The organism is Leeuwenhoekiella polynyae (assembly GCF_004104075.1).
GTDB classification, from domain to species: Bacteria; Bacteroidota; Bacteroidia; order Flavobacteriales; family Flavobacteriaceae; genus Leeuwenhoekiella; species Leeuwenhoekiella polynyae.
Genome location: NZ_QOVK01000002.1, coordinates 127293 through 140714 on the forward strand (window position 1 = coordinate 127293; position 13422 = coordinate 140714).

8 protein-coding genes are annotated in these 13422 nt (G+C 41.5%); 4 read left to right on the forward strand and 4 right to left on the reverse strand.

What is annotated here, in order from left to right; translation table 11 throughout:
* Positions 1–22: 22 nt before the first annotated feature.
* The 3 genes from DSM02_RS03710 (at position 23) to DSM02_RS03720 (ending at position 3914) form a co-directional block, all read left to right on the forward strand.
* Positions 23–916: an outer membrane beta-barrel protein gene (locus DSM02_RS03710; RefSeq protein ID WP_128764404.1), complete on the forward strand. Its 894-nt coding sequence runs from the start codon at positions 23–25 to the stop codon at positions 914–916.
* A gap of 912 nt (positions 917–1828) precedes the next feature.
* Complete coding sequence (locus DSM02_RS03715) at positions 1829–3220, forward strand: sensor histidine kinase (protein WP_240673974.1); 1392 nt, start codon at positions 1829–1831, stop codon at positions 3218–3220.
* The gene (locus tag DSM02_RS03720; protein WP_164918225.1) at positions 3213–3914 is read left to right on the forward strand and encodes a response regulator transcription factor; all 702 of its coding nucleotides are present in this window, start codon (positions 3213–3215) and stop codon (positions 3912–3914) included. Before DSM02_RS03715 ends, DSM02_RS03720 begins: the two co-directional genes overlap by 8 nt.
* A 380-nt stretch (positions 3915–4294) precedes the next feature.
* Here the strand turns inward: DSM02_RS03720 and DSM02_RS03725 are convergent, their stop codons facing one another.
* Positions 4295–7006 carry a hypothetical protein gene (locus DSM02_RS03725; RefSeq protein WP_128764406.1) on the reverse strand — a complete coding sequence of 904 codons (2712 nt, stop codon included), beginning with the start codon at positions 7004–7006 and terminating at the stop codon, positions 4295–4297.
* A gap of 606 nt (positions 7007–7612) precedes the next feature.
* On the opposite strand from DSM02_RS03725, the gene DSM02_RS03730 reads away from it, so the two are divergent.
* Positions 7613–9055, forward strand: a complete 1443-nt coding sequence (locus DSM02_RS03730) for a S41 family peptidase (protein ID WP_128764407.1) — start codon at positions 7613–7615, stop codon at positions 9053–9055.
* A gap of 288 nt (positions 9056–9343) precedes the next feature.
* Here DSM02_RS03730 and DSM02_RS03735 read toward each other — a convergent pair whose 3' ends face one another.
* The 3 genes from DSM02_RS03735 to DSM02_RS03745 are packed head-to-tail and all read right to left on the reverse strand — an operon-like array spanning position 9344 to position 13412.
* Positions 9344–10480 (reverse strand): cytochrome-c peroxidase, encoded by a 1137-nt coding sequence (locus DSM02_RS03735; RefSeq protein ID WP_128764408.1) that lies wholly within the window; start codon positions 10478–10480, stop codon positions 9344–9346.
* Between the two features lie 18 nt (positions 10481–10498).
* Positions 10499–11965: a hypothetical protein gene (locus DSM02_RS03740; RefSeq protein ID WP_128764409.1), complete on the reverse strand. Its 1467-nt coding sequence runs from the start codon at positions 11963–11965 to the stop codon at positions 10499–10501.
* The gene (locus tag DSM02_RS03745; RefSeq protein WP_164918226.1) at positions 11952–13412 is read right to left on the reverse strand and encodes a RagB/SusD family nutrient uptake outer membrane protein; all 1461 of its coding nucleotides are present in this window, start codon (positions 13410–13412) and stop codon (positions 11952–11954) included. The genes DSM02_RS03740 and DSM02_RS03745 overlap by 14 nt, the downstream gene beginning before the upstream one ends.
* Positions 13413–13422: the final 10 nt, after the last annotated feature.

Sequence of the window (13422 nt, forward strand, 5' to 3'; positions counted from 1 at the left end):
AACCTTTGACACCATTAAATCAATGAAAAATAAAATAAAGAATCTCAAACCCGTATCGCTGCTCAGGCTCACCCTTCCCCTCATCATTTTGGGGGGCGTGTTTACTGCCAAAGCACAACACAATCAGGAAATCGCTATATATGCACAAGGTCCTTTTTCCAAGCTTAATTATAAGCTTATGGGCACCGAAAGCGATATGGAATCCAGCTTCGGCGTAGGCCTGGGAATTCAATATGCCTATAACCTCTCTCAAAACTGGAGCCTGGGTCTTGCAGCGCAGTATACGTCTTTTGAAGGAAGGGCTTCCATCGCTAATTTACAGGATGCCTATAGCACCACAGATAATGAGGGAGAGGATTTTGAATTTAGGTATACCGCTACAAACTATGTGGAAAAACAACACCTTAAATATGCAACCATCCCCATTAGCATACGCTATATGACCTCCGGAAGAACGGCACGCTTTTACGCTGCTACCGGTTTCAATATAGGTTTTAATATTGGGGCTAAATATGAGGCCGCTGCAGACCGCCTCGCAACCAGCGGATATTACGAGCAGTACAATGTGGAATTGATGGATCCTAAGTTTATGGGCTTTGGTGACTTTGACTATAGCACCGGAAAAACAGAGCTCAAGGTCAAAAACAGTTATGCCCTGCATCTGGAATCAGGAATACGATTCCCTATCGAAAACGGTACCTTTTACCAAGTGGGGGTCTATCTCGATTATGGCCTAAATGACCTCAATGAAGAAAAAGGTACGGAAAATGCGATAGACTACAACACACAAGAGCCTAAAGCTTTTATCCCAAACAGCCTTTTTAAGGCTACCCGTAAAAGTGATGGAATGCCTTATATAGAAGAGGTCAAAACCCTTTCCTTTGGTATCAAAATACAATACGGACTCGGTTTTTAAGTAAACCACTTGTAATCCTAATAAAGCTAAGAAAGCCCACTCCCACGTGGGCTTTTTTTTATTAAACATCCCTGTTCGTGCGCGAGTGCATCGCGTGGAGCTTGACTCTTGACAGCATCCTAGTGAGATGCTGAAACAAGTTTAGCACGACGATTTTAAAAACCCAAAGGGTTAAACGAATCACGATCCTTCGGTTCAGAATAGGCGTGGGAAGCTCCGAAGTACAGGACCGATAGCGACGCGGAGCTGACAAGCCGGTTTTTGGCCCTAAAACGGCTTTTGAAGGGAGTACGGTAAGCGCTATAAGACTCAATTAGGAATCAAGACCAGTTCAAGAAGATTTGATCTCGATTATCGAGTGGAAAATTTCGAAACGAGGGGCTCTTTTCTTTTGGTGAGCCTACTCTGAGCGATAGCCGAAGGGTTTCTTTGGACAAGACAAACCGACTTTAGGAGGTTCACGAGCTCCCGTAGAAATAATAATCACGCGAGCTAAACCGACTTTAGGAGGTTCACGAGCTCCCGTAAAAATAGAAATCACGCGAGTAAAGAAAATGAATGAAACAAGATTAGAAGTAAGTACTACTCAAATCTGCGTTAGGAGATCAATCGACACTTCATCAGAAGATGTAATTTCCATTCATCTCCCTGTTCTTTTGTTTTGATACATCAATAAATACTCAACACAAAAAATATTCAAATCCCTATGCTTTTAACTAAAAAAAGCTATCTAAAAAGATAGCTTTTTTACCAGAACACTAATGGATCTTTGATAACCAATACAATCAAAGTCCAAATGCTTATTATTGTTTTCAAGAGCTAAAGTAGGCCCTTTAAACCGATCTGCAGCGTAACGGAAAATTAAATAGATTAATGAAAAGTTAATTAGGTTAACAACTTACTAACTGAAAATTGATTGAATACATTATTGATGATCTGATTATAAGTCCTGCCCCAGAATCTATTACATTTGAAGGTAGAACCGGGGTACAACCGTATAGAATGCCTGTTCTAAATCTCAACAATCTAAGTATGCTCAAACGAAGAAAGCTATATATTCTTGTTTTTATAATTGCTATAGTAGGGCTGTTTGTGGTACAAGTCCAATTTTTAAGGATTGGTCTAAACTTAGCCAAAGTGCAATTTGATAAGAAAGTAAGCGAAGCAGGTATCTTGATCAAACGAGATCTTGCAAACCGTAATCAGTTGACTTTTTTAATTGAGCAAGCGCTGTTGCAAGACACGCATTTTTTTACCACATCACCCGATAGCATTACCGATGCCTCTCGGCATTTTTTAGATGATTTTATCAAGCACCGGCTTACCGAAACGGGTATTGAAGCTGCTTATTCTTACCGGTTGTACACCCGCGACAGCACCTATTATATGAGTGCTCCACGATCCTTAGATTCTTCTACACAAGTGGTGAAATATCCTTTTGAACTGACTGGATTTTTAGAAAAATCCTTAGGCAAAGCTGTATTGCTTGAATTAGAATTTCCAGATCTAAATACCTATTTCTTTTTTCAGCTAAACGGACTTACCATACCGGGTCTTGTTTTTACTATAGTGATCATTTTAGTTGTCATTTGGGTATTGCGTTCGTTTTATTGGCAACGCAACATCATAACGACCACAAATGATTTTATCAATAATCTCACTCACGAATTAAAGACTCCCGTTTTTTCAATTGGGCTGGCTTCTAAAATACTAGATCAGCAAGTTTCAGCAGAACACAAAATTTTGGTAAATACCATTCGGCAACAAACAGAACGCTTAAAAATTCATATAGAAAAAGTACTCGAACTGGGAAACCTGGAAGCAAACAAAAAAGTCATTCAGTTGAAACCTACAGACTTTAAACCGCATCTTGAAGCAGTATGTCAATCTTTTAAGGCTATAGCCAATTTGGAGAACATTCCGTTTACCTACAAGATCTCCGGAGAAACCTACCCAGTGCTTGCAGCAACAACCCATCTTGAAAATGCTTTGAATAACATTTTAGATAATGCGCGTAAATACGGTAATTTGCAGGAAATAAAACTTCAGGCCGAACGCACCCCTAGCATCTTGAGTATACGTGTTAGCGATCAGGGCCCTGGGATAGAACCTAAAGAAAAAAATAAGATCTTTAAAAAATACTACCGGGGTACCCAACGCACAGCTCAGGTCTCAAGCGGATATGGCCTGGGACTTTCCTATTCCCTAGAAGTTCTTAAGAAACATCGTGGTAAATTAAAACTAGATTCCATACCCGGTGCGGGTACTACCGTAACCTTGATAATACCCTTAACTGATGCATGATAAAAAACACCTGTTACTTGTAGAAGATGATTCTACCCTAGGCTATTTGTTATCTGAATATTTAAAAATGAACGCTTTTTCTGTTACATGGGTCAAAGACGGTAAAACAGCTTTACATGAAATAGATAAGCAACTCCTGGACTTAATTATTCTCGATGTCAAGCTCCCCGATATGGACGGTTTTGAATTAGCGAAACAAATTAAAGGCTTAAACACTAAGGTACCTTTTCTCTTTTTAACGGCGCGATCTTTAAAAATAGATGTACTTAAAGGTTTTGCAGTAGGAGCTGTAGATTATTTAAAAAAACCTATTGATGAAGAAGAACTGGTTGTGCGTATCCAAACCCTCTTAGCACATTTACATCCAATAGCAGAAGAGGTTCGGGAAACAGGCAACGTTCACTTGGGGTCTTATGTACTTCATAGAGAACAGCAAGAATTGAAGAGAGGACATAAGGTTCAAAAACTGACACATAGAGAAACCGACTTACTGGCTTATCTGGCGATTCATAAAAATGAATTGTGTAGCCATAAAGATATCTTGCTTACGCTGTGGGGTAAAAACGACTACTTTAATAAAAAAAGCTTGAATGTATTCATTTCCCACCTTAGAAAATACTTACAGGAAGATCCTACGATACGGATTGAAAACATACACCGCCGTGGATTTATTTTAAAAGAAGAAAAATCATAGTCTCCGTTTGTAGTTGGAGTTTGCAGTTCCTGTTGTGAGATTTTAAACTTTAGATTTTCTATAAAAGACGATAGAACAAAGACGCTTTAATATAGGAAAGTAGCAATACAAATGACATAGAGCTAACCTGCTGTCCCTTTAAACGTACTACACTGAGTGCAATCGAGGTGCAGTCAAGAAGCTTTTGAAAGTGTAGCTTTTCAAGATTTGATCCCGATCATCGAGCGAATAATTTCGAAGAGACAATATGCTTCTTTTGTTACATTTTTCTTGCATTCGACGACCACAGGAAGAGCAATGCAAAGCTAAACTGAGATTCACGAGTTCCGTAAAAACTAAAAAAGACACAGGCTGAAAATGATCGAACGCGTAAACTGACTTTAAGGATCGTCACGCTCTTCTAGCTGATAGTCTAAAATTTTATAACCTAAAGTACCTTGAGGAGATACTGCTTCTACCAGTATAAGCATCGTTCCGGTATTGTCTGGATTGTAAAATTCAACCTCAGCCATACCGGACTCATCGATTTCTAAATTAGGTTCCCAATAAAGGGTACTGCGAAGATCTGGATTATTAGTATGTAAAGTTTGCTGCGTATCATATTTAGGCGTATAAAATGCTTCCGGTTCAGAAAACACCTGTACCCGCTCTTTTATAATTCCCTTAGGACGTTCTGCAGCAAAAAGTCCATTCCCTCCATAGGTATAAATAGCGATCACGTGACCCCAAACCGGAACTTCAAGTGGACTGGCAAAAGGGTGAACTTCTTGATACAGGGACGAGAAGTTTTTTGCATATTCAATAATTTCAAAGCTTTCAATTTCGCTTACCGGCATATAGGGTATGAGATTATAACTCCACTCCGTTACAGGCTGACCATCTACGATAACCAAAGTAGTTTCCGAAAAATTAACCTCGGCCCGAAGTTCACCATTTTTTCTTACTATATTAATCTTATCAGGAAAGTTGAAGAGCAATACACTGTATAGACCATAAGACCATTTTTTCTCTTTTTCCTGAATCGCTTTACCAGCTATTACAACATCTGGCATACCATACACATCTGCAACCTCTTGCCGTTGTGGTGTCATGGTATAACTACTTACCAAAACGGCATCAAGGGCAATATCTTCACCGCCAAAAGGTGCTGCTTCAAGCAGTACGCGTTGCTTTGCTATCTTTTGCTCTGCAGCCTTTACAATAGTGGTATCTACAAGCGCAAATTGTTCTTGCTGCCGCAGCTCGATGCTTGGTTTTTTAGGCCGGCTTAGATACAGATTATAATCTTTATTTTTACCGCTTTGTTTTGAAGTCTGAATCAAAAGATTTTGATATCCGCCAGATAATGCATCTATAGTAAACCCAAAGCGCCCCAGGCTATCTGAAAGTTGCTCTCTTACAAAAAAGCCTTCGTCAAAGCTCATCAGTGTGAGCTTAACCCCGGCAATACGCTTATGCTTATTAAGTGGAGCACTTACCGTTCCAGAAAGAAGAAGCTCAGGCTCCGGTAAAAATTGACGAGATGCATGGATCGTGTCGTATTTATAGCTGGCCCACCCCTGAGTGAGCAGTAATTTGTCAAGTTCTTTTGCCTGAAGCGTATCATTCTTAAAATAAAAACCGGGTTGTTCTACAGTGCCCCGTAATTCTGATTCTAAGAAAAAGTAAGACAATATGTTTGCTCTGGATTCTGCTTCCTTTCCCAATTGATTCTTATCTACAATCAACACTGAAGCTTTTGCTGGTGTAGGATTATCGTTTTCATCGGTCACGTTCAGTTGCAACTTTAATTTCTCCCGTGGCGCATAACGCAGCTTTTCAGTTTCAATAGCTAACTTTAACGCCTTTTGTCCTTTACGGTTAAAGTAAAGTCGTCTTGCCATTTTTGTGCTATGCTTATCCAACAAGGAAATTTCTAAAATACCAAAAGGAAGTTTAGATACGGGGAATAGTGCAGAAAGCATCCCATCACGCAGAGGCTCTTTCAGTTCATATAAGAGCTGTCCCCTACTCCTTACCTGCAGCACTAGCGTATCGTTTGTAAAGGTATTAGAGAACACATTAACCTGCATACCCCCTCCAAGATCATTAACGGAAAGTGTGCTACCTGAAGCCTTCACCTTTGGCAAAGGTATAAGTAAGCTTGAAGTATCTTGCTGTTCAAGTTTTGCAAAATAACTAAGCGTATCACTAAGTGCTTTTAGCCTAAAGCTTCCCATTCCTAAGGCATTACTCTTAAAATCGGCAAGCTTAACGCCGTTTTGATCGATAACAGTTCCTGAAGTCTTTCTGCTCAAACCATCATACCCTATTGCTTTAAACCCTAGCTCTGAAGATATTCCGGCAATTAAATCACCTCCTTCAGGAAAAAACTGTAAGTCAATTTTTGCAGTGTCTAAAGCCACAGTTTGATATCGTTTTTTGCCAGTATCTGTCAAATAACTAATCGTTAGCAAATCACTATCCGCAGCAAGGGGATATTCAAAAACATAAAGATCACCTTCTTTTTTCCTGATGCTTAAGGTATCAAGTTTTCCGTCTAAATTCACAAATACATCCAGCTTGCCACGGTGCAAACGATCTAGCGCTTCAGGATTTAATAAGGTTTTAAGGCTCCGGGAGCCAGTAACTTCGTCTTGTGTAATCTGAGAACGATAGGATCGTGATGATAACAGATTGCCGGACTGAAATACCGGTATGGGTTTTTGAAATATAAAATCTGATTTAAAATTCTGACTCCATCGGGTATATGCACGAAGCTGATAAGTACCTGCTGCCAAATCTGGATTCAGATGTATAGTACCTGCTCCTATACCTTCGTTTAGCTTAGTAAGCTGTGAAACGACCACCTCTCCTCCCGGATTTATTAAATCAACATAGAGCACACCGCTTACATTAGAAGGATAATGAGCTGCTCCGAGTAATACAACAGCTCTAAACCAAATTTTGTTTCCGGTTGTATACACATCAGCATCTGTTTGCAGGTAGATCTTTTCTGCATATTTTAAGTCATCAACCTGCGCAAAAATAGGTGTTATAAACACCACTAATAAAGCAACGTATAACCAAAATTGATGTAGCCTGTGTTTCATATTCTAATTTAAGAATTCTATATCCTCTAAACTAGAGTTGGATCGCTAAGTTCTCGAAAAGAGTCGAACTCCTTTAAAAGATTTAAAGACAGTTTAAACCCTGTAATTACATCATACTTAAGGATGCACGCTCTTTTCCTCTATAGTTTTAACCAAAATTTTCAGATGTCTACTTTGTAACACTAGTAGTTACAAATGGTGGAACCGTATAAACTTCCTGTCTATTATTGAAAACAATCATTCGAATGCTACAGTATAGCGGCTTTTAAACGGACTTTTACTTAACGGATTAACAGAATGCAACTCTATGAGTTTTAATGAACGTAGTCCCTAGAAATTAATTCATCAGAATCTTTATATAGAAGCCGAGCATCCCTGTCTCACTTTTTACCCGTTTTTAAGTGAATTTGAGGTATTTCTTAAGATTGTAGGCAATGGCTGATTACTCGACTAGTATTAAAAATTTTATTGGATATTGCAACCACTCACCTACTTTTAAACAATAAACCAGTGGTTTTGAGACAGATTGCTCTTAAAGACAAAAACATAGGTACAGGTTTATTTTAAAAGTAGAGCCAAACAGTTCAACCCTACCAATACCTTCCAATGAGATTACGTTCAAAATTCGTTCTAGCGCTCTCCTTCTTACTGTTGAGCATCATAACTATACGTGCTCAAGAGTGTACCTGTGCAAAAACTTTTGAGGAGGTTGTGCAGGTTTATGAACATGATTATGCGTTGTTCCCTATTAAAGTTACCCAAACCAATAAAGAACTTTATACGGCCAACAAAGAGGTTTTTAGACAGAAAGCCGCTCGTGTTACAGCAATAGAAGCTTGTCTTCCCATACTGCAACAATGGCTGCAATTCTTTAGGGATGGTCATACTAGCATCAGTTTTACAGACAACAAGGCTGTTAAAGAAACGCGTAAAAGCATCGTGATGGATAAGAGCGCTTTCCTCAAAGAAGTAAACCACATTAAAAAAAAGAAAGCCTTCCAGAATACAGACCTGTTGGGTATATGGAAATATGGTGTTTACGAAGTGGGCATTCTGCCCCAAAAAAATGCTCCTAACCAATTTACAGGGGTGATCTTAAGCAGTACAAATAAGCTTTGGAAGCCGGGAGACATTAAATTTGAACTCAGCCAGGTTTACGGCAATGCGTATGAGGCGGTTTATTATATGGACGATAATAGCGGACGGAAGTTGAAAGTTAACCTTCAAAACCCAGAGCATTTGGAGTTTATCAACTACAACAAGTGGGTAAAGGTAGGACCGGCAAACCCAAATACGATAACCGATACTGCGCAAACAGAGCGCTACAGTGATTTCCATATACGGATGATAGATGGAAAGATCCCCTACATTCGTTTCCCTAATTTCTATGAGAAAGAACCTGCTTTTGTAGATAGCCTGATCCGAGCCCACCATCAGGAATTGGTTGAGGCAGCTTTTTTTATCGTTGATGTACGGGATAACAACGGAGGCAACGATGCGGTTTACAAGCCTCTTTTTCCGTATATTTTATCGGGACCTATTCAAACACCTAATTATGGCATCTGGATCTCTGAAGGAAATATTAACATGTTCCTAAACGGGAGAAAGCCTGAAGAACTGGAAGCGGAAAACAAAGCAGAATACGATTACCTCTCTTCCTTAAAAGGGACTGTATTCTGGCCAGATGGTGCAGCATATGCTAGTACTTCCGTCCCGGATACACTGTTTGCTCCCCATCAAAAAGTAGCTGTTCTTATAAATGAAAAAACCATGAGCTCAGGAGAAACGTTTGTCTACAGGACACGGCAAAGCGAAAAAGTAATTCTTTATGGTCAAAACACGGCGGGTATAATTGACGGGTTCAATGTGCTAACAAAAACAATAAACTGTTTTGAACTGCACTACCCTTCCTCCATACGGGCGCGGGATGTCGCAGAAAACCCCATAGATCCTTACGGGATGCCACCAGATGTTTATGTAGATAAAAACCTAGATGTTTTAAAATTCGCTATCGAACATATGTCGCTGTTAAGCCATAAAAAACAGTAACCTACTTCGGTGCAAGCCGCTCTGCCAACAAAGGCAGGCCCGCTAAGCATTAATCGGTACAATACATTTCAAAACGAGACCCTTCTCATAGCATGCAAGTCTCGATTATTCCGTAAACTGAATGTCATTTGGAGAGTTCACCCTGAGCTTGACGTAGGGCCAGTCGAGAAATCTTTGCCTTATGCAATACTGAATCCAGTTCAGCATCAAACGGCTTAATTTAAAACGAGTGTTTCCCTACGATTGACATCCCCTGTTTTTAACCTAATTCCATCTTTCACAAGTTACCTACTCGGGTAACTTAGGTGCTCGCGTCCTCAGATCTCCAGAAGTCAATGTGTGTAAAAAAGCTTCTAAGGCATGCATCTCTTCCCGAGTGAGATTTAGTTTTTGAAGGATAGGAGAAACCTCAGGAATTAACGAGTCACGAGGCGTTCCCAGATACCGCTTTTGAACCACTTGAGGATTTCCCAGATTATAGAACTCTACCACATCCCGTAAACTGGGAAAATGCCCGTGATGCATCCAAGGGCCGGTGCGGCCTACTTCTCTTAAAGAAGGGGTTCTGAATTTACCAATATCTGCAAGATCACCGGTAATGGCAAACCTTCCGAAGTCTTCATCTTTAGTTCCAAACAACACCTGCCCGTCATTATGGTATTGATTGTCGCTAAAATAACCGCTGTTATGACAATTGATACAGCGTGCTTTGGTACGAAACAAATGCAGCCCCAGCACTTCTTCATCGGTGAATTGGTCTGGTCTGCCATCGATGAAGCGATCAAACTTACTGGTACGGCTAATTAGCGTACGTTCAAAGGTCGCTATAGCTTTTTGAATAAATTCTAAAGAGATGGTATCCTTACCAAAAGCTTCCTTAAACAAAGGTTTGTAGCCAGCTACTTCAGCAATCTTATCTACAGCCAGATTAAGCTGTTCGTTCATTTCTACAGGATCTGCTATAGGAAAACGCGCCTGTTCTTCCAGACTGCTGGCACGCCCATCCCAGAACAACTCGTGCGCGAAAGCAGCATTTATAATGGTCATTGCATTGCGCTTTCCGTTTTGTCGATCATGCCCAAAAGAACGGGTAATATTATCGGTCCACCCCAATTCTGAATTATGGCAGGAAGCACATGCTATTTGTCCGCTCACCGACAACCTGGGATCAAAGAACAATTTTTTCCCCAAGTCTGCTTTTTCTTTAGAATATGGGTTGTCCTCAGGAAAAGGAACCTCCTCCAAATGCCCTATTTCTTTAAAGTTGGTGATGCTGCTGTCTAAATGGGGTGCAGGCCAGGTTTTCGGATCTCCAGTGGCATACACCTTACGGAGTTGGGCGATAGCGGTATATTCTCCTTTCTCAGTTTCCTTACAGGAATTCAAAAGAAGCAGCGCGAGACACAGTATAGATAGCTTTTGCATAATCAATGATTTAAAGAATTAAAGGGTGATCTCTTCTACGCACGAGTTGCCCGGTAAGTCTGCAGGATCTTCATAACCCCTGTCGTTATAGATATAATATTCTGAGGTCACGGTTCCGCCATACAACGCATCATTGGTTACCCGCAATTCAAACTTCATCTCCCAGAGCGTTTCTGAAACCTGACGGTAGCTTCCACTTCCTGAGATCGCCAATTCAAATAGTTCGCCATCTCTGTTAGAGATCGTTAAAAACTGTGGAATCACAGCAACACTTCCTTGGGTAGTATTGGTTCCTCCTTCCGGATAAAATTCAATAGCCGCCTCAATATTAAAGCCCGGTGATGCGGAAGCATCGGTTGCTTCATTAGCAAACCAACGTTGCAAGTTGAACGGATTGGTCGTTCTGCCTGCCAATGATGAACTGAAACCGATACGGTAGGCATCATAATACACATCATCAGCAGGATCTGGTGTAGCATTGTCAGAACCCAAAATCGCATTTGGATGGTCTGCAGCTACCTCAACCGGTACCGCAAAGGCAGTCCAGGACCTCCAGCTGCACGCGCCATCATTATCATGGTCTATCCAGTTTTCGCCACGTACCAGATAGAAGGGATTGCTCGTATCGTAAAAATGAGACGCCGGATTGGTTGCCAGATCACGATCGGTTTGTATGGGTTTGATCACCAAAAGATTGGCATTACCCGAAATGTTATATGCTGGTTGCTGTTGTAAAGTAATAATGGTCTGAAAATTGACATCTGCAGCGCTCAAATCTTCGTTTAGGGTCAACCTATAGCTGATATAATCACTTCCCTGCCCCATACGGGCTAAGGTATACTCAAATCCATTTAAGAAGCTGAAGATCGCCGCTTCATCTACTTCCTCTTCAATATACCCATTAGGGAATTCCACACGAAAATCCACTGTTTCTCCCACCGTACCTGAGAGGTCAATTCTGCTCGTATTCAGCTGGTAGCTAGTGTTTACCTCGCCTAAAGTCACTTCAAAGCGATCGCCTACTGTAGTATCGTTCCAAGCACCCAACTGAATGTTAGGATCCGAAACACCGGTAAGGCTAAAATCTATAGTCTCCCCTACTGTCCAGCGTCGGTTAAAACGCACCTCGATTGTATCGGTAGGTTGTGCTGCCGTAAAGCTCAGTTCTTCGGGTTGCACCTCATAGGCGGTATCAGGCAAACCACTAGTTACACTATAGCTAGCGGTAACCGTCTCCTCAAGGGCGCGCGCACTCAATACCACAGGGATTTTCAAGGTGCGCAACGAGGTATTCTCATACGTTGCTACTGGTAACATATTACCACTAAGCTCTGGGTATTCCAAAGGTTCATTATTGTTGTTGACCAAAAAGTTAAAGCGTAAAGAAGCCGGGAGCTCCTGATTTTGCTGATTGCTCAACTCATCGTCAGTACATCCTAAAATAAGGCTCAATGCCAATAGGAATAGTAGTTTAGTAGCCTTCATTTTGTATCAAGTTTGCATTGAGGTTAATATTGCTTTGCGGGATGGGTAGTACAAAAAAGTTGGAGGGATAGTTCAGAATACAGGTGGTAGCCAGACAGCCGTCGTTGCGGTTCACAGCGCGGCCCATACGTTTTAGGTCAAAAAAGAGTTGGTTCTCAAAAGCGAGTTCGCGTCTGCGTTCTAAAAATAATTCTTCTTCAAGATTATCGATTTGTACTAAAGCCTGTAGCCCTCCACGCTCGCGAATCATATTCAGGTTGCTCAGGGCGGCATCAGTATTATTGAGTTGGTAAGCGGCTTCTGCTGCGATCAGGTATTGCTCGCTTAAGCGTAAGATGGGATTCCCGGGATTCCCCTGAAACTTCCCGGTGAAATAATAGGGGCGGTCTACCAATTGCTCGTTTTCTAAAGTAGATAACTCCTTAACCACAAAAAGAGCTCCACGTATGTCTTCAGGAGCATACAGGTCAAGCAGATCTTGAGAAGCCACATAATCGGCATAGGTATTCGCACTGCTATACCCATACTGTGCAGACCTACTTCCACCAATAGCTCCATCGGCATCTACAGAAACTGAAAGCTCTAACAAGATCTCAGAAACCGGCTGCAAAGGTTCTTCCCAAGACTCCAGATAGCTTTCTTTAGGCGTAAGTGTTACGCCCGAAGTAGCGATCACCTGCGTGGCGTGGGTATATGCATTTTCCCAGGCGCCTTGTTCCAAATAGACACGAGCCAGCAAAGCTTCGGCACTCATAGCTCTAAAATACGAGTACCCGGGGCCTTCTAAAACAGGGGCATCAGGAAATAGGCTTAGCGCATGTTCCAGATCGGCGGTAATAGCAGTATAGGTCTCCTGCAATCCCAAACGCGGTGCATAATCTAAAGCTTCCTGCAGGGTTTCGGTTTTATAGACGATCCCCGGCGTATTGGCTTCAGGATACTTAATATTCTGTGCATACACCTGCAACAAGGCAAAGTGCATCATCGCCCGTACACTCAACGCTTCAGCAGCAATAGCATCCCGGTCTGTAGCACTCAAATAGGCTACCTTGTCGATGTATTCTAACAGCAAGTTGGCCGCAGAGATCGCCGCATAACTGTTGTCGTAAAAGGATTCCATCTCACTCTCTAAAGCGGTATCGTTAAAATTATACACCTGCTGTACATTAGGGGGTACGCTTAGCGCCCCTTGATTGCTTCCCAAAGCATCCGGTGAGAATTTCAAATTTCCTCCTTGCAGATCAGCATATACGGTGTATTGTTCAAAACGCAGAGTGGTTTCCATCGAAGAGTACATCCCTGCAACGGCTTCCAGCATCCCCTCGCGGGTAGCCAACTGCTCCCCAATAGAAATCTGACTTCCCGGTTGTTGTTCTAAAAAGTCACTACAACCTGCTTGCAGTAACAGGAGGAGCATAAGACTCGTGGTATATCTATTTTTTTTCATCATCATGTGT